22 protein-coding genes are annotated in these 18,473 nt (G+C 46.4%); 18 read left to right on the plus strand and 4 right to left on the minus strand.

Annotation, left to right across the window (positions count from 1 at the left end):
* Positions 1 to 256 precede the first annotated feature (256 nt).
* Positions 257 to 763, minus strand: coding sequence for a recombinase family protein (locus tag IX95_RS10135; RefSeq protein WP_366667742.1), 507 nt, complete (start codon positions 761 to 763; stop codon positions 257 to 259).
* A gap of 204 nt (positions 764 to 967) precedes the next feature.
* Between IX95_RS10135 and IX95_RS10140 the strand changes: the two genes are divergently transcribed.
* From IX95_RS10140 to IX95_RS10155, 5 genes are read left to right on the plus strand one after another with little or no spacing between them, the layout of a single operon-like run.
* On the plus strand, positions 968 to 1,228 hold the full coding sequence (locus IX95_RS10140) for a CopG family ribbon-helix-helix protein (protein WP_038159465.1): 261 nt from the start codon (positions 968 to 970) through the stop codon (positions 1,226 to 1,228).
* Positions 1,228 to 1,503, plus strand: a complete 276-nt coding sequence (locus tag IX95_RS10145) for a type II toxin-antitoxin system RelE/ParE family toxin (protein ID WP_038159467.1) — start codon at positions 1,228 to 1,230, stop codon at positions 1,501 to 1,503. The genes IX95_RS10140 and IX95_RS10145 overlap by 1 nt, the downstream gene beginning before the upstream one ends.
* A 50-nt stretch (positions 1,504 to 1,553) precedes the next feature.
* Positions 1,554 to 2,768, plus strand: coding sequence for a UvrD-helicase domain-containing protein (locus tag IX95_RS10150; protein WP_235202610.1), 1,215 nt, complete (start codon positions 1,554 to 1,556; stop codon positions 2,766 to 2,768).
* Between the two features lie 21 nt (positions 2,769 to 2,789).
* Complete coding sequence (locus tag IX95_RS26835; protein WP_235202611.1) at positions 2,790 to 3,041, plus strand: 3'-5' exonuclease; 252 nt, start codon at positions 2,790 to 2,792, stop codon at positions 3,039 to 3,041.
* A 7-nt stretch (positions 3,042 to 3,048) separates the two neighbouring features.
* Positions 3,049 to 3,621, plus strand: a complete 573-nt coding sequence (locus IX95_RS10155; RefSeq protein WP_038159470.1) for a competence protein CoiA — start codon at positions 3,049 to 3,051, stop codon at positions 3,619 to 3,621.
* A 560-nt stretch (positions 3,622 to 4,181) separates the two neighbouring features.
* Here the strand turns inward: IX95_RS10155 and IX95_RS10165 are convergent.
* Positions 4,182 to 4,514: a hypothetical protein gene (locus IX95_RS10165; RefSeq protein ID WP_038159473.1), complete on the minus strand. Its 333-nt coding sequence runs from the start codon at positions 4,512 to 4,514 to the stop codon at positions 4,182 to 4,184.
* Between the two features lie 159 nt (positions 4,515 to 4,673).
* Between IX95_RS10165 and IX95_RS10170 the strand changes: the two genes are divergently transcribed.
* Entirely contained in the window at positions 4,674 to 5,297 is a 624-nt protein-coding gene (locus tag IX95_RS10170; protein WP_152562024.1) for a hypothetical protein, read from the plus strand.
* Between the two features lie 640 nt (positions 5,298 to 5,937).
* On the opposite strand, the gene IX95_RS10175 is transcribed toward IX95_RS10170, so the two are convergent.
* A complete protein-coding gene (locus tag IX95_RS10175) occupies positions 5,938 to 6,777 on the minus strand; it encodes a hypothetical protein (protein WP_038159479.1) in 840 nt (279 codons plus the stop codon).
* A gap of 434 nt (positions 6,778 to 7,211) precedes the next feature.
* Positions 7,212 to 7,832 (minus strand): XRE family transcriptional regulator, encoded by a 621-nt coding sequence (locus IX95_RS10185; protein WP_038159487.1) that lies wholly within the window; start codon positions 7,830 to 7,832, stop codon positions 7,212 to 7,214.
* Positions 7,833 to 7,997: 165 nt separating this feature from the next.
* Between IX95_RS10185 and IX95_RS10190 the strand changes: the two genes are divergently transcribed.
* From IX95_RS10190 to traU, 12 genes are all read left to right on the plus strand, one after another.
* Positions 7,998 to 8,186, plus strand: a complete 189-nt coding sequence (locus tag IX95_RS10190) for a hypothetical protein (RefSeq protein WP_038159575.1) — start codon at positions 7,998 to 8,000, stop codon at positions 8,184 to 8,186.
* A 1,006-nt stretch (positions 8,187 to 9,192) separates the two neighbouring features.
* On the plus strand, positions 9,193 to 9,678 hold the full coding sequence (locus IX95_RS10195; RefSeq protein WP_038159490.1) for a hypothetical protein: 486 nt from the start codon (positions 9,193 to 9,195) through the stop codon (positions 9,676 to 9,678).
* A gap of 138 nt (positions 9,679 to 9,816) precedes the next feature.
* The gene (gene traA, locus IX95_RS10200) at positions 9,817 to 10,104 is read left to right on the plus strand and encodes a type IV conjugative transfer system pilin TraA (protein ID WP_038159493.1); all 288 of its coding nucleotides are present in this window, start codon (positions 9,817 to 9,819) and stop codon (positions 10,102 to 10,104) included.
* Positions 10,104 to 10,406, plus strand: a complete 303-nt coding sequence (gene traL, locus IX95_RS10205) for a type IV conjugative transfer system protein TraL (RefSeq protein WP_038159496.1) — start codon at positions 10,104 to 10,106, stop codon at positions 10,404 to 10,406. The genes traA and traL overlap by 1 nt, the downstream gene beginning before the upstream one ends.
* A 9-nt stretch (positions 10,407 to 10,415) precedes the next feature.
* Positions 10,416 to 10,976, plus strand: a complete 561-nt coding sequence (traE, locus tag IX95_RS10210; protein ID WP_038159499.1) for a type IV conjugative transfer system protein TraE — start codon at positions 10,416 to 10,418, stop codon at positions 10,974 to 10,976.
* The gene (traK, locus tag IX95_RS10215; protein WP_038159500.1) at positions 10,973 to 11,710 is read left to right on the plus strand and encodes a type-F conjugative transfer system secretin TraK; all 738 of its coding nucleotides are present in this window, start codon (positions 10,973 to 10,975) and stop codon (positions 11,708 to 11,710) included. The genes traE and traK overlap by 4 nt, the downstream gene beginning before the upstream one ends.
* A complete protein-coding gene (locus IX95_RS10220) occupies positions 11,700 to 13,229 on the plus strand; it encodes a TrbI/VirB10 family protein (protein WP_038159503.1) in 1,530 nt (509 codons plus the stop codon). The genes traK and IX95_RS10220 overlap by 11 nt, the downstream gene beginning before the upstream one ends.
* Positions 13,230 to 13,370: 141 nt before the next feature.
* Positions 13,371 to 13,790, plus strand: coding sequence for a hypothetical protein (locus IX95_RS10225; protein ID WP_038159505.1), 420 nt, complete (start codon positions 13,371 to 13,373; stop codon positions 13,788 to 13,790).
* 18 nt (positions 13,791 to 13,808) lie between these two features.
* On the plus strand, positions 13,809 to 14,201 hold the full coding sequence (gene traV, locus IX95_RS10230) for a type IV conjugative transfer system lipoprotein TraV (RefSeq protein WP_038159507.1): 393 nt from the start codon (positions 13,809 to 13,811) through the stop codon (positions 14,199 to 14,201).
* 3 nt (positions 14,202 to 14,204) lie between these two features.
* Entirely contained in the window at positions 14,205 to 16,754 is a 2,550-nt protein-coding gene (traC, locus tag IX95_RS10235; RefSeq protein WP_038159509.1) for a type IV secretion system protein TraC, read from the plus strand.
* The gene (gene traW / locus IX95_RS10240) at positions 16,720 to 17,421 is read left to right on the plus strand and encodes a type-F conjugative transfer system protein TraW (RefSeq protein WP_081885425.1); all 702 of its coding nucleotides are present in this window, start codon (positions 16,720 to 16,722) and stop codon (positions 17,419 to 17,421) included. The genes traC and traW overlap by 35 nt, the downstream gene beginning before the upstream one ends.
* Before the next feature lie 25 nt (positions 17,422 to 17,446).
* A complete protein-coding gene (gene traU / locus IX95_RS10245) occupies positions 17,447 to 18,463 on the plus strand; it encodes a conjugal transfer pilus assembly protein TraU (RefSeq protein WP_038159512.1) in 1,017 nt (338 codons plus the stop codon).
* The last annotated feature ends 10 nt before the right edge of the window (positions 18,464 to 18,473 follow it).

Consider the following 18,473-nt stretch of genomic DNA (forward strand, 5'->3'; position numbering starts at 1 on the left):
TCTCCCAGGGCGAGCGCATGAGTTGAATTAATGTTAACTTTCACAAATCATTAACCGTGAGATAATTATATAAAGGCGCATTTTCTTTGTCCCTGTTTGTTTCTTGACCGCATAAATCTGGACTTATACAGCTCAACTCATAGTTATTTAACAAAGAGAGTGGTTTTCGTTTACAAATAATCTACTCATGCGGTTGCCCTGCTTATTCTCCCAACCCGACAAGCTCCTCTGGAAGGTCTTTCTCTCTCAATACGATTTACGATAAACTTATAAGAAGGGTGTTATTATCATTAATCGATGTAATTTTAGAATATCGATGTTCATTCTCTTTGATAGATGTATTTGTCAATTTTCCCTGTCTCTTGGCTATTTCGCTCCCTTCTTTTTGCCGCTCCTTGAGAAGGGCACGCTCAAACTCTGCAAACGCCCCCATAACTGAGAGCAGAAGCTGGGACATCGGGGAGTCATTGTTGGTGAATGTGAGTTGCTCTTTGCAAAACTGGATATCGATTCCCTTCGATGTCAGGTTCCTGACTAGGGTACGAAGGTCATCGAGGTTTCTTGCGAGTCGATCCATGCTATGGACAATGATGGTGTCGCCTTCTCGGACGAACTGGAGCATTTCTTCGAGTTGTGGTCTTTCGATGCTCTTTCCGGAAGCCCTGTCGATAAAATTTCTGTCCGTGGCAATTCCATCAAGCTGACGATCTGGGTTCTGGTCAAATGAACTGACCCGGATATATCCAATTCTCTGTCCTTTCACGGTTTTTCCTCCTCAAAGTGTCAAGATAGGATCTTAAAGGTGCCTTTTCTTGTGTCAACATTCAAGAAAAGGCATCCTAATCTGACATATTTCTTATTGCCTACCTGACGTCAATATAGGGTATACCTTATGTTGACTGGGTATTGTGAAGCACAACAAGATTTACTATGATTAACTTTGAATCATAGTGATTAGGATTACATCATGAATACCAAGGTTGTCACTGCACATGTTCCTTTACAGCTAGCTGATAAAGTTGATGAGTTAGCGCAACGTCTCGAACGCTCTAAAGCCTGGGTTGTCAAACAGGCTCTGGCGGATTGGATCGTCATGGAAGAAGAGCGTCATAAACTGACACTGGAGGCGTTGGCTGACGTTGACAATGGCCGGGTTACTGATCACCAGTCTGTTAAGGCCTGGGCTGAAAGTTTGGGGAGTGAGTCTCCCAAGGACGTGCCAAGGTAATGGAAATAAAATGGACCAGTAAAGCCCTTTCCGATTTAAGCCGACTCTATGAATTCCTTGCCGCCGCAGATACCACTGCGGCGGCAAAGACAGTTCGCTCATTGACCAGTGCGCCTGACATATTGTCAGATCAGCCAAGACTGGGGGAGCGGCTTGATGCTTTTGAGCCCAGGGAAGTTCGCAGGCTCTTGGTTAGCAACTATGAAATGCGATATGAAATACAGGAATATACCCTGTATGTGCTTCGTATCTGGCATACCCGAGAAAAGCGCTAAACCACTCGATAAAGCAATTAACTCACCTTTTGACCCATGCAAGGAGCATTATGTCTCAACAACCTCTTCCTTCGTTTGATGGAAAGACACTCACTGAGGAACAGTGCAACATCTTGGAGAAAGCATCATCAGGCCAAAGCCTTATAATAAATGCGTTTGCCGGAACCGGGAAAACTTTCACGCTTCGCGCACTGGCATCCAAGCCGTTATCTGACAAGAAAGGTCTTTATCTCGCTTTCAACAGAAAGATTGTTGACGATGCTACAACCGCATTTCCTGAGAGCGTTGAGTGTAGAACCATTCACTCGCTTGCATACAGAAATGTTGGTGTGAAGTACGCGAGGGCTGGCCGTATGAAGCAATTCCTTAATGCATCGATACTGTGCGATAAGATATTAAAAGGCAGCCCAGATTTATTCGGCGTGCCGCCTATCCGCGTATGCAGTATGATTCTTTCGGGAATAGAAGCATACTGCCACTCTGCCGATACAGAAATCACGCGCCAACACCTGAACAGCATTAATTTCGCAGGTGTAGATGCAGAGCGTGTCGGTGAACTCAGAGAAACCCTGCTGTACTTTATAAATGCAGTGTGGGAGCTTCTCAACAATTCTGCCAGCGACCTCCCGATCACCCCTTCTGTATATCTGAAACTTTGGGCACTGAAGGAGCCTCAGCTGAAGTACGACTATATCCTTGTAGATGAAGCTCAGGATCAAAATCCCGTTGTCATCGATTTGCTATCAAGGCAGTCTCATTTACAGCAGATTTGGGTGGGCGATAAATATCAGCAGATTTATGGATTCAGAGGGGCACAGAATGCGCTAGAGACCATTGATATTGAGACCCGTTGCTCTCTCACGCAGTCCTACAGGTACGGTGAAGAGATTGCAAAGTATTGCAACAGTCTTCTCGGCGTTCATTTCGGAGACAATACAGATATAAAAGGCTTTCCGGGAATAAAGTCAGCTCTTTCTGATGAGTTTGAACCCGATGCGGTTATTTGTCGGTCGAATTTTGCAGTTATCGCCGAGGTGGCATACCAAACCTATATCGAGAAGAAGAAAGTATCTGTCAACGCAGATGTACGAGCCTTGAGTAGTGACCTGAAAGAGGCACAGAAACTCTTCGATGGTCGGCGTTCAAAGCACCCTGACTTCATTCCATTCAAGGATTGGTTTGAGGTTGTCAATTTCTCCAAGACAGATGAGGGTGTCCACCTAAGGACAATGGTAAACCTCGTGGAGCAGTACTCAATTCCTTAGCTCCTAGATCTCTTGTACCGGGTGCAGTCAATAACAGAAGCACACGCAGATATCGTAGTGACAACTGCTCACCAAGCGAAAGGAAGAGAGTGGGATATTGTCAGGCTAGCGGACGATTTCAGAGGCCAGGGACACAGTAAATACAGTGAGGAAGAAGGCCGCTTACTGTATGTGGCGGCAACACGAGCAAAGAATGTTCTCGATATATCTGATTGCTTGGCTGCGGCACTACCCACACCTGAGGTCTTAACCCCAGAATACACTACAGAGTAAGTAGAATATGCCATTCATTGGACATGACACGGAAAACAACAGGCGGGTAAATATTCTGGATTATGACTCTCCGAGAGAGTCATTCAAGAGGGGGCAGATTATCTGCCGCTACTGTAAAGAAGAAATGGTCATTCGGGGAAACTCGCACTCCAGTGTCCCGAAAATTCACTTTATGCACCTGTCCAATGAATGCAAGAGTGAATATAAGCATCACCCAGAGAGTCCAGAACACCTGTACTTTAAAGAGCTACTGGCTAAAGACTTAGCCGAAGATCTGAAAGAGTACCAAAGTGCAAAAGTGGAGATTGAGTGTCCTGTTGACTCAATTAAAAGGATCATTGATGTGGCTTTCATCTTCCCCAATGGCTGGGTTGTGGCCCACGAAGTTCAGTTAAGTGCAATCACGCCTGAAGAGCTAGAGGAAAGAACGAATGACTATCGACGTGCAGGAATCGATGTTTCTTGGTGGCTTGGCAAAAAAGCAGATACCAGCAAGAATCGGCAGTGGTGCTACGAGAACCTTGGCGAATGCCACTCCATTGATTACGAGAAGTTGGTTCAGCATACGTCCGAAAGATAAAATGGTTAGATATGGCTCTAGGGAGCCCCTGCTGTACAGTTCACTTTGGTGGAGTGCCTCGTCGGACTGGTCAGGTGAACTCTCATACCCGATCATTCCTGCAAATAAAGAAAGGGCCCCCAATCAAGCAATGCTTCCACATACGCTTGCTCATAGGCTACTTTTTAATACACTCCTTTGCTGGGCAATAGATACGCCCCTGCCCAAATCTAGGCTCTTAAAGGGAATAGGATCACCGACCCATCAATCTCAGGCGGCAGCTCTTCTGGGGGCATGGGAGGGTGTTGGGGTTCTGATCAAAACAGGAAAAGGGAAAACAGCAGCATATAAGATCGTTGATGGTTATCGATACGGCAGTTGGCCAACAGCTACGAATGAACAAAGAAAGCACTGTTATCAAAGAGTATTAAGGTACTTTCCATCTGAAATCAACCTAGACGCAGTTAAAGAAAGAGCTACCAACCTAAGAAAGAGCAGCACTGACAGCCCTGATTTTTCTCTTTAAAAATAGCTAGTTAAACTTTTGATGTGCAATATTTCCCCAATCTTCGTGTGAACATCTATACGGAGAATGAACTTTTCGGGGAAATGTGCGCAATACCCCACATATGTATCGCTTCTCCTCCATACATTCCGATCAACGGTCTGATACCAGCACAACCCTCTCTTGGTCTTGAGGCAACAAAGTAGATAGAAGGCGATATCTTTTCTGGAGCGTCATCGCTCTCCAAACTCCACACTGAATTGAATTTTTCGACGATCTGAGTAGGCAGTTTATGGTCACGCAAGAAATCGGCCCTGACCTCCAACGGACTTCGAGCAACAAGCCCTTGGACTGCTATTCTACTCGGGTAAGCTCGGGTGTAATGAAACAAAGTAATAGTGTCTTTCATAGTGCTTCGCAGTTTTAATGGTGTGACATCAACCAATCCAAGGTTACATCTCAAAAAGGCATCATTGGGATGAAAGCTAGCAATTTTGCATGCAAAATTCAGCAGCAAACTATGTGTAATAACAGACAGTCATTTAAAAACAAAGAAGAATACAGAGATATGTTAGGAACAAAATTAACGTCAGCAGTCAGCGTCTTGCCCATCGTTCTTATGGGCTGTAGTAGCAACATGGCAGTAGCACCGGACAAAGCGGAGCTTTCCAGCTACTCCACTCCTTATTCGTTCATGAAGCACCGTTTAGATCAGACCTTATTCGGCATGGAGGTCTTCGAACAGGATAAACTTTTGTCTGAAGAACTAGAACACTCGTTTCCTGAATCTGATTTCATTAATTTTCGTTCTTACGTTACGTTGGCGAATCAAACTCATATGACCAAACCAATCTCTGATGCAAAGGCGTATTGTGAGCACAATGGAGGTCAGCTAAAATTCCATAGTCCCATCAAGATGGATCAGCGATTCACTCGGTTCTACCCCGATGCCAAGGCCAATAATTATATAGCGACCTATGAGTGCCAAACCTCATCAAAACATTGGCGTATCAGCGTCCATCCATACGATGTGCAAATCGCAAAATATAGTTCAGACTCTAACATTGTGTTTACTATGGTCGTGATCTCAGAACCAGTTCAACCAAACGAGCCATACACTCGGAAAGTTCAAGACTATTCCACAGTAATTCAAGGAGCTAAGCTTCTCTATCCAAAGAATAATTCTCTATGAGGAGTTGCGCGACGAATGCTAGAACGCGCTCGCGCAGCGAGTAAGATACAGGCTCCCCACAAGTAATATGGTTCAGTTGAGAATTTGATTAAAAACGGGCATAAAACTTGCCCTTCCTCCTGCTAGAATTGGGCGCTTGCGCCCCTAGTGCGATCGGTCATATCACGATCACAGTGTTTATCGCTGTGCTGTTTAGTAACGTTTGGGGCCCATAAATGGCCTGATTACTTTTGTGATCTGTAGAGCTAATGGCCATTTATGGGAGGTATCATGATATTGTCTCTTAACGCGAGTATTGTTGGTGGAAACTGACGCCGCTTCGCTCTGTCTGCTTCACACTGCCTCTACAAGCAAAGCTTATAGCAGTCAGCGCGAACCCTGATTATTCTTTAGTATTTAGTTCATTATTTATTTAAGTATTTATTTTCAATAAGACTTAACCCTAATTACACGATATTTTAAATCTATTTTTTAACACTACCTTTTGAAAAACATCGGCCAAACACGACCTCCTAGCTCTCAAATAAGCCAATAACGCGCTGACATTTGAAGGACACCGTTGAATAACTGTACAAAAAACAGTCAATTATTTTATTCAAGCGTGCGAAAACCTCCGCTCTCGCGGATACATTGATATGCGTTAGTCTGGAAGGAGGCGGGGTTGCAGTTGCTTACTAAGGAATAGTCTGGCCGTAGTATCAGCAAAGCGATTCAGTGTAGAGGCGTTAAACATTTCTTGGATCCCTGACGCTATCGTTCTAAAGCTCATCCAGGTGAAACGTAGTCCTTTCTTTTCTTGTCGCTCACGAGTGGCCAGAATGAGGTCTGCAATATTCTTGTAGCGAACAATCTTAAGGTCAGTAAAGAAACGTTCTGTGAACTGTTTATAAGCTGCTGCACTGCGAACGGTCCCCTCACTCGAATCAACACAAACATTGATGCGTTCTGAAGAGTAGTACCCAGCCAATTTAAGATAGCGAACTACCTTACCAAAGGACTTTGGAGAGATATACTCACCCCAACGTAAAGCGTAGTCTTCCTGGAACTGATTATAGCTAAGCGTCTGTAGCCCAGCTTCAGTAGGCAACCCCACGCGCCCACCAATAAGGTCAGTATTCGGTAGTATGCAAGCCAATACTTTCGCGATCAAACGACGGCATTGAATATTATTGATAGCTGAACCAGCCCAGGCGTTAAGAGCTGGGAATCGATTGGGGTTATCAATGAACTCTTCTAATGCCTTAAAAATGCGTCCAAACTCTTCAGGTAAGTACGTCCACTCCCCGTTCGGGAACAAGCGCCTTGCCTTAAAACCAAATTCAAAGTTAGGAAGTTTCTTTTGCTCAACAGTGACAACGGAGTGATGAATATCGATAAGGCTACGCTTATGCGCTTTACGCTTGGCCCGATACTCGGCATTTTTGAGCTTCTTTTGCTCTCTAATGTCGTCAGTGTAGGAATCTAAACTAGAGAAGGTCATGACACATACTTCTCCGAATCGAAAGCTCGACGACGCTGGATCGCGTATCGTGTTTCAAAGAGAGTATGTATCTATGTATATAGGCTCTCAGCAAGCCTCTAAGGTATGCGTTCATAATGATTTCCGTCGTATTGAAAAATGTTTGGGGTCTCAAGCCAAACGTTCACTATGTAATCTATATAAAGATCGCAAAAAGATCAAGTTCTTGAATTTCAGGTACAAAAAAGCCGCTCACGACGGATAAGCGGCTTATTTGCGAATGCTATGTAGTTAGATTGAGGGTCTAACACATTCTTAGCTCTGAAAAATACACTACATAGAAAACTATGTAGTAGCGTGCTATGTAATGCACTTTGGTATCAGAACTACGGTAATTATACATGATGAACGGCTTTTTAAAAGCACAAAAGCCAATATATACAAAAGAAAAAAAATCAATACTTTTGTATTTGTGCAACGATTTGGCCCACAACTTTTATAGTTTCTTGGTCAAAAAATATGTCTTCTGGGGGGTATGTCGGGTTGTAACTCTTGAGTCGAAGGCCGTTGGGTATTTTTTCCAACAGTTTCATCCGAGTTAACCCATCATGCACGACTACATAAACTTTCCCGTCAGAAACGTTGTTTTTCTCCATGTCGATAAAGACAACAGCATCATCTTGGAACACTGGAACCATGGAATCCCCATGAACACGCATTGCAATCGTTGTTTTAGGTGTGTCAATAAATGCCTTATCTATCAGATAGCTTTCTTTGACTTCATGCTCACAAATACATCCTCCACCGGCGGAAACCTCAATATCTGGATAGAAAGGTATTTCGACCTGTTCCCTCGATTGGTTTAGAGGCGAGACGTCATTGACTAATGCATCAATTGGCACATTAAACAGTTGAGACAGGCGCAATAAACTTGGTCCTTTTGGCTTGGATGTATCAATCTCCCATTTAGATACTGTTACCGGAGCCACTCCAATTTTGTCAGCAAGCTGAGCTTGAGACATTTTCATTTTTTTCCTAAGTGTCTGAATTTTTTGACCAACGGTATCAGAAGGCATTATTAAAAAATTGAGTTAATTTTAGTTGCCTCAAATAGTCTCAAATTAGATCTATATTTTCTTATTCATAAACTATACAAACATATTGATGAGAACTATCACATCTAGTATATTTAACATACTGATCAAACGATCATGCATTTGACGGAAAACCAAGGGGTATGCGTGACAGAAAAGAAAAGCGTTGGCATTCACTTTGAGTTAGACCCGGATGTCAATAAAGGACTAGAGCGAGATAGCCTGAAATATGGCCGTTCAAAAAGAAAACATGCTCGCCACGTATTAAATGCATTTTATTCCATGCCAGAAACCGAACGTGATTATTGGCTTGGGAAAACAAAATTACCGCAGTAAAAATTTTTTATCGCGTTAGGTCCAACAATTGGACCTGCTGATTAAAATCGCTCTTTGACAACTTGGCCATGGCTATAGACCCTTCTCCTCTCAACGTTGGTAAACGTAGAGAGTGATATTTCAGGTCTATAACGACGAATGCCCACAATAATTCGTCAACCACGCCCTACGTTTGGCAGACGAGGCAAGGGTTCTGGTTGTCCGACCAGATGAAAGTGATAGGACACACTGATTGTGAAATAAATCACAAATCAATGATTTAATGAAAAATTCTGAAACAATGTCTCAAAATTAGAACCTTCATTCTAACCATATGAAAAAACGAAAAATAGTCGACTTCCTGCATTTAGCGAAGACAAATATCTCATAAATCAAGCAACTAATTGCATTATTGCATTGCCTCGACTCTTCAAATACATTCCCGCACAAAATATAAAGCCCCTTGATGGGCTATGACGATATACGTCTCAGTTGGCTCTTTAAAATCTTACTTGATGCACACCGCTATTCTTATGCGGCGTTCCTGTGTTCCCAGGCTTAATTACACAGGATAATTGCGCCCTCAAAACCTTTCTTGTGTGTATCAGTTTCCCCATATAAAGAACTTGCCAACTACTCTGCACACCAGAGAACCGTATTTTGGCTAAGAAGTTCTTGTGTCCCGCAGCACTCTTTGAAGACCGTCTCAACTCACTGACGTGCTAGATACAAGGTTTCTTACCACATCAACAGCAATTCAATTTCCTTATATTCCATGCCTTTGCGCTTCGGCGTAGGGCTTCGTGCACCTCAAATTTGGTCGCACGCTTTAACAACATGGCCATGGCTATAGACCCTTCACACCTCAACGTTGGTAAACGTAGAGCGTGATACTTCAGGTCTATAACGACGAATGCCCACAATAATTCGTCAACCACACCCCACGTTTAGCAAACGAGGCAGGGGCTTTGGAACGTCCGACCAAATTAATGTGATAGGACATCAACTGTTGGTAAGGATAAAAAGAATGTTGAACCAAAATGTACAAACACAGAACAGCAAAAACGAAGAGTGCTTGCTTAGTCTGTATCGGACAAAATTGCAGCGCTGCGGACTATCAAGCAAAGAAACGTCAAGACTCCTCAAAGAGAAATCGATTGATGAACTTAAAGCCGTCGTCCAGCAGCAGAAAAATGCTCAAAATCTTCAAGCATCAGCTTCTTCGAGTCACTGTGAGCCGAGCAGACCGCGCCGTTCACTGACAGACGCCACCACGACGGGTCGGGTATGGAGCACCAAACCGCACAAGCATGCTCACTCTCTCAGCGCTTCCCGAAAGCGGAGTAAGATTGAAAAAGCCCTGAGTAACTGTCGTTCACTCGCTCCTGAGCTTGACCCACTAAAACACATGGGTTATATCGATGATGATGCAAAGCTATCTCGCCTAGATATGCTGATAGAAAGCCACTTAATGCCAAGCCATGGCCACAACGAGTCTCCAGACTCTCACTAACGAATTCACCTTTACCTGATGCTCATCGGGTAGCCAATCTCATTTTATCCACCGCGAAACGATTTTCTCAAAGCAGCGCCTTCTGGCGCTGTTTTGCGTTTGTTGTTTTGCATTATTCACTTTAAAGAGGAAACACTCATGACATCGACACAACAACGGGTTGGATTCTGCCTGCTTCTGGCCCTATTTTCAGCTCTACTCACCACGCAACCGGTTATTGCCGCTGACATTTTTGCGACAGGTAAAACCGCCATCAAGGAAAGCGCAGGTAAGGACTCGATGGTGGAAACCGCCATGCTGAGTACGGGGTTAATTGGCGCGATTATTACTGGTTTTACCACTCGAAACTGGTATGGCGCAGCAGGCGGCTTTGTGGGCGGCAACATTTTGTGGGCAGTGGGCGCGCCATTGGTAGGACTGGCCTAATGGACGACCCTCGCCTTTTCTTTGGTGTACCCAGCCATTTGAACAAAGGCAAACGTCTCGCGGGCTTTCCGCGAGACGAAATCATTCCAGCAGCCGTCTTGTTTGGGTTTTGTTACTGGCAGAGCGCTCCCCTGCTAGGAATGGCCCTCGCGTTTGCTTGGTTTGGTGGCCTTCGTTACGTCAAAGTGGAATACGGCGACAACATCATCGCCCTGACTTTTTATTGGTGGGCTGAAGCTTGGTTAAGCCGAACTTATTTCCATCGAACCCCAGCTGCTCAAAAGCGCTACTGGATTTTCTAGGAGGTTTTCTTGGACTCTTACATTGAAAAAGAAAAGCTCAAACTTAAAAGCCTACTCAACGCTGGGCTTTTAATTGGCTTTCTCGTTATGCTCATTGTGAACTTAGGACTCGGCGTAACTGTTTATCAGCTGGTGATACACAAAAGTCGCACAATGACACCGCCGACCCTATCAAAGGCATTCACCATTTCGGATGCAACTGTCGATGAAAGTTATCTCGAACAAATGGGAGAATACTTTCTTAACCTAAAACTGAACGTCACGCCCGCCAGTGTCCACCGTAAATACTCAATACTTCTGGACTATGTGACAGAGGAAGACTGGCCAAACGTTCAACCCACCTTGCTCCGTGAAGCCGAGTACATCAAAGCAGAAAACATCTCTAGTCGCTTCGATGTTGAAGAGGTAGCGATTGCGCTCAGCCGTTTAGAGGTTCGCTTTAGTGGCGTTCTACAAAAGCACGTCGGCAGTCGCCCACTCGATCCAGAACCCACCACATACGTTGTTTCCATGAACTATGTGGGTGAAATTTCTGTTCGTTCAATCCTACAAGTGGAGTCAACCCCATGACACTAAGGCTAATCGCTCTGGTGGGACTACTTGTTCCCATGTTGGCCACCGCCAACAACACCAAGCAATCTACGTATACATTTGAAGATGGCGACACCATCTCAATGCCGCTATCGAGTTTGGATGTCAATAAAATTCGCGTGAAGTCAGATCGCATCATTTCTATCATCTGCCCAACGGGTTTTTGCACCAACCAAAACAACGCCAAAGATAAAACGGGCTCTGTAGCCATCAAGGTCAATATACAAGCGCCGTTTACCGCTCAAGTCACAACAGAGAAAGGACGCTTGTTTGCGCTACTTATCAACCCTAAGGCAACACCTGGACAAATCGTTGAATTGACGTATGCACAGGCGCATCTCGATCAGAAATCAATTTTTGAACGCCAGTTTGATTATCCTGAAGCGCTGACCGAGTTCACCAAAGCCATGATGCTTTGGAAACGCGATAAAACGCCAGTGCCTGGTTTTCGAGTTCATTATGTCGATCCGGACACACTACCCGAAGATACAGGGCCACTTCCGCTCACACCTCAAGTGGTCTTTTCTGGCAAAGACTATTCAGGGATCATCTACCAAGTTACCAACCAAACAAGCCAAACCAAGACGCTAACCAGGTCACAATTTTATAGTTACGCGGCCAGGAGTGCGTCACTGGATAGCTTGGTGCTGGCACCAGGTGAGTCCACCACGCTTTATCTCATCACTGGGGGAGGCGTTGGCCATGTCAAATAATCCCATCAGCAACCTGATTGCAAAATTTGCCGGTAAATTCAGTGAGCCGCAAGGTGACTTTGAACAAGGCGCGGCAGTGAATGCGCAATCGAACCGGCTTAACGGCCTGATCACCCATCTTGGGCTCGCGATTCTGGTCGGCGGCGGTGTCACTCTTTGGTTTATGCTCAACCCAAGCCAAACCGTTGAAGAAAGCGAGGACGCCCCCACACCCGTTCAGTTTGGCCAGGTGGTTGACAGTACCTTTACCGCGAAAGACAACCAGAGCGCGTTAAGTCAACAACAACTGGAAATTGATGCGCTGCGTAAATCACTAAAAACGCTCGGCGGCGACATTTCGTCACTGGAAGGGTCGATTAAAAGTGGCTTTGATAGTATTCAAAGTGAACAGAAGCGTAATACAGAATCTCAGTTCGACGGTTTGAAATCAGAATTGCAGCGTAGCTTAAGTGAGGTAGACGCACTCAAAAAGCAACTCAAGTCACAGCTAGAGAGCGGGACCGACAACCCACCGTCAGTCAACGGACGCGGCGAACAGTTCGGCGACTACGACCGAAGGCTTCCACCTCCTCCTAACGCTCAGTACTCCAATGACAACCCACAACAAAATGAGTTCGACTATCAGCGCGAGAATCAAGTAGTGAACACAGCAACGTTTGAAGTCAGCGAATTTCGATGGGATGCAACGGAGGAAGAAGCGAGAGCCAAGCGAACGATTGATAATTACGTTCCCACTGGCACCTTTGTCACTGCGGTCGTCACCGGTGGTGCCGATGCGAATGCTGGGGTATCAGGCCAAGGGGATACCGCTCCTATCGTTTTTCAAACCGTCAACCAGGGCATTCTACCCAACGGCGAGAAGTCTAAACTGAATGACTGTACCATCACCGGTTCGACCTACGGTGAAATCTCATCCAGTCGCGGAATCGTCCGCACACACCGAATGAGCTGTATTCAGCCTGATGGTGGGATACTCGACATCCCAGTGAAAGCCACCGCCTTTAACTTTGGCCGCAACGGCATCCGAGGGACAACTATTTTGAAAAATGGTGACATTGTTGAAATGGCGGGCATTTCGGGCATCTTGACGGGAATAGGTGAAACAGGGCAAGCCTTGTCTCAAACCACCACCCCAACGGCCCTTGGTCCTTCACAAACGGTGAACGGCAGCGATGCTTTGATTAACTTGCTTGGTAATGCCACCTCCAGCGTAGGCAGTAAACTCGCCGATTACTACATCAAATTGGCTGAACTTTACCATCCTATTGTCGAGGTCAATCCTGGCGCCGTCGTCAACATTGTATTCCTTGAAGGATTTCCTCTCGACCCACTTTTAGCGGATGACTATGAAGCCAAAGTGAAACGAGAAGAACAAGCCGCCCAAAGTACACCAGGCAGCCAGCTTATTGGCGTTCTTGGTGGTGCTAACCTCCCTGCAGCCGCCTCTAAGGTCAATCCACTGGCCGAAAAAATGGTACAAGAAGGCTTATCCCCTTCCCAATTTGGCAGCCTTCAATAAATAACAAAGGTTCGCGCTGACTGCTATAAGCGCAGCTTGTAGAGGCAGTGTGAAGCAGACAAAGCGCAGCGGCGTCAGTGCTTAAAAACGTCAGAGGGCGAGAGTCCGACTTTCCTTTTGCAACACAAGAGGCAAAAACCTATGTTAAAAAACACTCAAGCCGTGGACGAGTCTGACCTGTTCCTCGCTTCCCAATCTTCCTCCCTGGAAGACTTCCTTAAAACCGACATTGCTTGTGGTAAGCGCATCCACTGTTCTTTTCCCATGAACAGCCGAGATGACTACCTCCTTAGCTTGCTCAGCAAGAAGTCGGTGGCTTGGATAAAGTTTGCCAACACAGACAAACTCTATCCGCCCGATTTTCAACCTGAACTGGTTTCTCTGAGCTCTCTGGCCGAGTTAACCACTTTCACTTGCTTACCCACTCCTGTCAGTAAGCATATTTTCTGTCAATTCCTCAGTAGTGAACTGACATACCAACAAAAAAGAGCGCTCAACAAACAAGAGGTTCAGTCTGTCAGCTTTAAAGACGGCCACACACTCTACGCGCCCTTTTGCTAACCCTTTAGGAAACGAACCATGTTAAGAACGTTACCTCTCTTAGCCTTTAGCTTGCTGCTAACGGGATGCGCCGCCGGTCTTGGAGAAGATTTCAGCTGTGACAAAGTGGGTGGTGTATCAGGCTGTACCAGCATGAACGAGATACGAATCAATATTGACTCGTACGCCAACCCAACCACCTCTACTAGCCCCATCAGTTATTCTGAAGCGGCCCCCAACGCGTTCATCACGCTCCCTCGGCGCGACAGGCATGGTCAGCCTGCACGTTCTCAAGATGAAGTCAAATCCATTACCATTTTTCCATTCACCACCACGGACTCTAGCCACTACGTCGACACGATAGATATTTACTTCGTTCTCGATGACAGTCATTGGACCGGAAAACCGGTTCAATCCATAAAAAAGGATTAAACCATGCTGCTTTCATCATTTCGCCAGTCCAAAGAGGGGCTGGCGTCCATCTTTGCTGACGCAAAGAAACATCAGAATCACCTCCACACGGAATTGCCTTATCGCAAGTACGATTTCACCGAAGGCTTTTTTGAAAACAAAGGCTCTCGCGGGTTTGGCCTTCGCCTCAGTGTGCTGGGTGGTGCGAACGACCAACTCATCGTTTCGCTCAACCGATTAGTCATGACCTTGCCACAAGGCAAAAAGTGGGACTATCAACTCCAACTTATGGGTCATAACCGCGTCGGTCATTACATCGAAGCGAACAAAGAAAAGATGGCAGAGCGTGGCGGGGTGCTTGCCGAGATGGCCGAAAGAGACGCTAAGTATGCCCACTATGCGGCGCAACATGGCTACTTTCACAACCAAAAAAACACCCACTTCGACCTGCGCGATTACGACGCCTATTTCTTTGTGTCAACAACCAGCTCAAACTTAGAAGCACTGCGCGATGTGCGCTGCGAGATTGAAACTGCCTTGGTCCAGCTTGGGTTTGATTTTATGGCCGTGGCCCCAGAAGATTTACTGACGCACGTGGGCGACATCATGAATTTCAATCCGAAACAAGATCGTCCGTTAGTCAGAGATTATAACCCGCTAGATTCACTGCACCTTCAGGCCATGTCACCGGATACCGAATGTTTGTTCAGACGAGACCACCTCGCCATTCGACACACCGCGCAGAATGGTCAGGATGTACACGGTCGCGTGGTCAGCATGGGACTCTCTAAACTCCCTAAAGATTTTCGTCTTTACGGTCTACCTGAGTGCTTCACCTCTATACGCAACATCAGTCGCTCATTAATCTGCCCTCATATGCTGACCCTCAATTTCCGATGTGAACCGACCGGTAAAGAGGAAGCGGCCAACAACAGCAAAATTAATGACTTAACCAAAACCGTCGAATCCAAAATGGTTATCTTTGCGCCTACCGCTAAAGAAGAACTGTCCGAGCGCAAAGAGATTCAAACGGGCATGAACGCCAAAGAGTTTTGCATCACCTCGATGGCACTGACATTGACGTTATTCACCAGCGAAGCGAAGCAGCGTCAAGATGTACAAGCCGCTTCCACGGCGTTTGAGGGGGCAGGGCTGAGCATCATCAAGATGAACATGCTTCAATCACAATCGTTGCTCTCAGTTTTACCTTTTATGATGAGTGACGGATTTTGGTCAGACGCCGTGAAAGCCGGTCGCGTTCGCAAGGTCAAAAGCTCCAATCTCGTCAATTTCTTTCCACTGGTTCTCGACTTCAAACGACTGAGGCCTGGTATATTGCTGCCCACGATGCGCCAGCAAATCTCTTTCTTTGATCCGTTTACCTGTGGCAGTGACAACCAGAACATTGCCTTAACCGGCGGCTCAGGGGCGGGAAAAAGCTTCCTGGTTCAGGAAATCGCCCGGGGCACTTACGCCATGGGGGGCAAAGTGTGGATACTGGATAAAGGGTCCAGTTATAAAAAGCTGACGCTCATGCTCGGTGGCACCTACATGACGCACAAAAACATCTTCCTCAACCCGTTTACCCACCTCGGAAAAATTGAACAAGGCGGTGTTTTTCAAGATGATGACGGCAGCGAAGTTAACCCAATGGCCGAGGCGCTAGACAACATTACCGCCCTGTTTGCCACCATCGCTTCTCCCTATGAACCCTTGACCAGTTATCAGCAAAACATTCTTGGTGACGCCATCGTGGCTGCTTGGGACAAACACAAAACCAAAACGCTCGTCGATAATGTTCAGGAAGAGCTATACACCCGATACAAAGAGTTCAACGATACGCGAATTCGAGATATCGCTGTGCAGCTCGATAAATACTGCGTAAACGGCATTCATGGCGAACTGTTTAACAAACCCTCGTTACTCGATCCGGATGTGCATTTCACCACGTTAGAGCTCGACGGTTTTGCCCCGGGGGTGCTACGCAGTGTCATCTTCGCGCTCATCGTGACCATCAACCAACAAATGTACCTATCGGGCACACGTTCCATGCCTAAGATGTGCATCATCGAAGAAGCATGGAGCCTACTTTCTGGCAGCAATAAGCAAGCCCAGGAATTCATTAACACTGGCTATCGCACCGCTCGTAAGTTTGGCGGCTCGTTTTGTACCGTGACTCAAGGGATTGATGATTTCTTTGCCAACGAAGAAGCCAAGGCTTGTTACAACAACTCCGATATTCATGTTGTTATGCGCCAAGGCGAAGGCTTTGATAAGTACCTCATGGAAAACCCTAACGCCTTCTCGCCACTAGAAAAGGAATTAATTAAGCGCTTCGATAAGTCCTCAATCGCTGGTTACAGCTGTCTTCGAATCAAAGCAGGGGGGCACGTATCCTGGCACCGATTCTTTGCTGACCCCATCAAACGGGCCATGTATTCCACCGAGCCGAATGAATATGAATATTGTGAAAACTTGGTCAATCTGGGCGTCCCATTAATGGAAGCCATTGACCGCACATCCATGCATTTCTATGGAGATGAAATCCGTGAATTTGAATCCCACATTACATAGCCTAATGCAAGGCGCCACTCTGGCGCTTTGCATTATAGCAAGCCCAATTCAGGCTAAAAACTTTGGCTTGCACGGCACCACATTCCCAATTGGTGAAGTCGATATGCTCAAATGGATTGACGCCCGTTTAAAGGGCTTTGAGCAGTCTGGAAAGCTAGCGGATATGCAGGAAGAATTTCAGTCGCGAGTCAGACACAAGGTGAGTAACCCTACCCCTCTCAACATTGGAACGACTACCTCACCCAACACCTTTTTTGTCAATCCGAGCGTGACCTTCCCGACCGATATTCGCGACCCAAATACCGGACGATTATTCGCGGCAAAAGGACAAACGATCAACCCTTTTGATACCGCCACCTGGCCAGAAGAAATCAGGGACCTCTTCCCAAAAGTCGAACTGTCGAAAGTGCTGCTTTTCCTGGATGCAAGAGACCCAAAGCAACGAGCCTTCGCTCAAAGCTTTACTCATGAAAAGCCGGTCAAAGTCATCCTAACCGGTGGCAATCTCGACACCATGGCCAAGGCGATTGAAACCCGCATCTATTTTGATCAACAAGGCCACCTCATCGACAAGCTCCACATTCAGCATGTCCCTTCCCTCGCTTATCAAGAAGGTATTCGCTGGCGTATCGATGAGGTCGATGTCTCTCAATACCCCACAGAGTGACAATGTCACATAACAAGGAACACTTATGCGCCCAACAGGAAAGTGTAAAGTCACCTGGCTCCTGCCTTTATTGCTGTGTTTCAGTGCAAACACCTACGCAAAAAGCGCGGCTTGCGTGAGTCAGTTTATCAATCCCATTACCGACATTTGCTGGAGTTGTTTGTTTCCCATGACCATCGGCTCCGTGCCGGTGTTTCCATCCAGCTATCCAGATACGCCCAACCCTTCCATGCCGATTTCGTTTTGCCCTAAGCCCCCACCCATCTTTTTACAAATCGGCTTAAACATTGGCTACTGGGAACCTTATGCACTGACTGACGTTACTCGCGTTCCTTATTGTATGGTCAACATGGGTATTCAAATGGGCGGGGCGAACGAACAGAAAATTGGAGGTCGAGTGACCTCACGCGACGGTGACAGCAGCGACGGCGGGTTCTATCAAGCGCACTGGTATAAATACCCCGTCATTTGGTGGTTACAACTCATTCAATCCACCGCCTGCATGGCTACCGATAACTTTGACATCGCGTATATGACCGAGATTGACCCACTCTGGGATGACGATGAACTGTCACTGGTCCTCAACCCAGAAAGTCTCCTGTTTGGTAATTTATTTGCGCAAATGGCCTGTGTACCCGAAGCCATGTTGACATCAACAAACAGCGCATTGCCACTCGATGCACTTTTTTGGTGTATGGGGTCGCAAGGCAGCGCCTATCCTTTGACAGGCACCACCAATTATCGCGACACGCCCATTCAAGCCGCCACGCTCATTATGGAGAGGTTGAATTACAAACTGCACCGGCAAGGCATGATTTTCGAAAGTCGCGGCGAAGATGGAGCCGTTTGTTACCAGACGCCTATGCCCATCCTGCCCAAATCTCGCTACCGATACCAAATGTCAGCCCCCATCCCTGATGCTGGTTGGTGCCACCCCTATACGACCACAACCACACTTTGGGAGTCTGGCCATGACAACCCCGTAACGGGCGACAACTTTGGTTACGTCCAGTGGCGAAAACGCAACTGCGTATTTTTGTAAACAGATAAGG

The sequence above is a fragment of the Vibrio sp. B183 genome, from assembly GCF_000740665.1.
Taxonomy (GTDB): Bacteria; Pseudomonadota; Gammaproteobacteria; order Enterobacterales; family Vibrionaceae; genus Vibrio; species Vibrio coralliilyticus.

Excerpts from the sequence above, each read along its gene's own strand:
- IX95_RS10140 (WP_038159465.1), top strand. The coding sequence starts at position 968 with ATGAATACCAAGGTTGTCACTGCACATGTTCCTTTACAGCTAGCTGAT.
- IX95_RS10145 (WP_038159467.1), top strand. The coding sequence starts at position 1,228 with ATGGAAATAAAATGGACCAGTAAAGCCCTTTCCGATTTAAGCCGACTC.
- IX95_RS10150 (WP_235202610.1), top strand. The coding sequence starts at position 1,554 with ATGTCTCAACAACCTCTTCCTTCGTTTGATGGAAAGACACTCACTGAG.
- IX95_RS10155 (WP_038159470.1), top strand. The coding sequence starts at position 3,049 with ATGCCATTCATTGGACATGACACGGAAAACAACAGGCGGGTAAATATT.
- IX95_RS10165 (WP_038159473.1), bottom strand. The coding sequence starts at position 4,514 with ATGAAAGACACTATTACTTTGTTTCATTACACCCGAGCTTACCCGAGT.
- IX95_RS10170 (WP_152562024.1), top strand. The coding sequence starts at position 4,674 with ATGTTAGGAACAAAATTAACGTCAGCAGTCAGCGTCTTGCCCATCGTT.
- IX95_RS10175 (WP_038159479.1), bottom strand. The coding sequence starts at position 6,777 with ATGACCTTCTCTAGTTTAGATTCCTACACTGACGACATTAGAGAGCAA.
- IX95_RS10185 (WP_038159487.1), bottom strand. The coding sequence starts at position 7,832 with ATGCCTTCTGATACCGTTGGTCAAAAAATTCAGACACTTAGGAAAAAA.
- IX95_RS10195 (WP_038159490.1), top strand. The coding sequence starts at position 9,193 with ATGTTGAACCAAAATGTACAAACACAGAACAGCAAAAACGAAGAGTGC.
- traA (WP_038159493.1), top strand. The coding sequence starts at position 9,817 with ATGACATCGACACAACAACGGGTTGGATTCTGCCTGCTTCTGGCCCTA.
- traL (WP_038159496.1), top strand. The coding sequence starts at position 10,104 with ATGGACGACCCTCGCCTTTTCTTTGGTGTACCCAGCCATTTGAACAAA.
- traK (WP_038159500.1), top strand. The coding sequence starts at position 10,973 with ATGACACTAAGGCTAATCGCTCTGGTGGGACTACTTGTTCCCATGTTG.
- IX95_RS10220 (WP_038159503.1), top strand. The coding sequence starts at position 11,700 with ATGTCAAATAATCCCATCAGCAACCTGATTGCAAAATTTGCCGGTAAA.
- IX95_RS10225 (WP_038159505.1), top strand. The coding sequence starts at position 13,371 with ATGTTAAAAAACACTCAAGCCGTGGACGAGTCTGACCTGTTCCTCGCT.
- traV (WP_038159507.1), top strand. The coding sequence starts at position 13,809 with ATGTTAAGAACGTTACCTCTCTTAGCCTTTAGCTTGCTGCTAACGGGA.
- traC (WP_038159509.1), top strand. The coding sequence starts at position 14,205 with ATGCTGCTTTCATCATTTCGCCAGTCCAAAGAGGGGCTGGCGTCCATC.
- traW (WP_081885425.1), top strand. The coding sequence starts at position 16,720 with ATGAAATCCGTGAATTTGAATCCCACATTACATAGCCTAATGCAAGGC.
- traU (WP_038159512.1), top strand. The coding sequence starts at position 17,447 with ATGCGCCCAACAGGAAAGTGTAAAGTCACCTGGCTCCTGCCTTTATTG.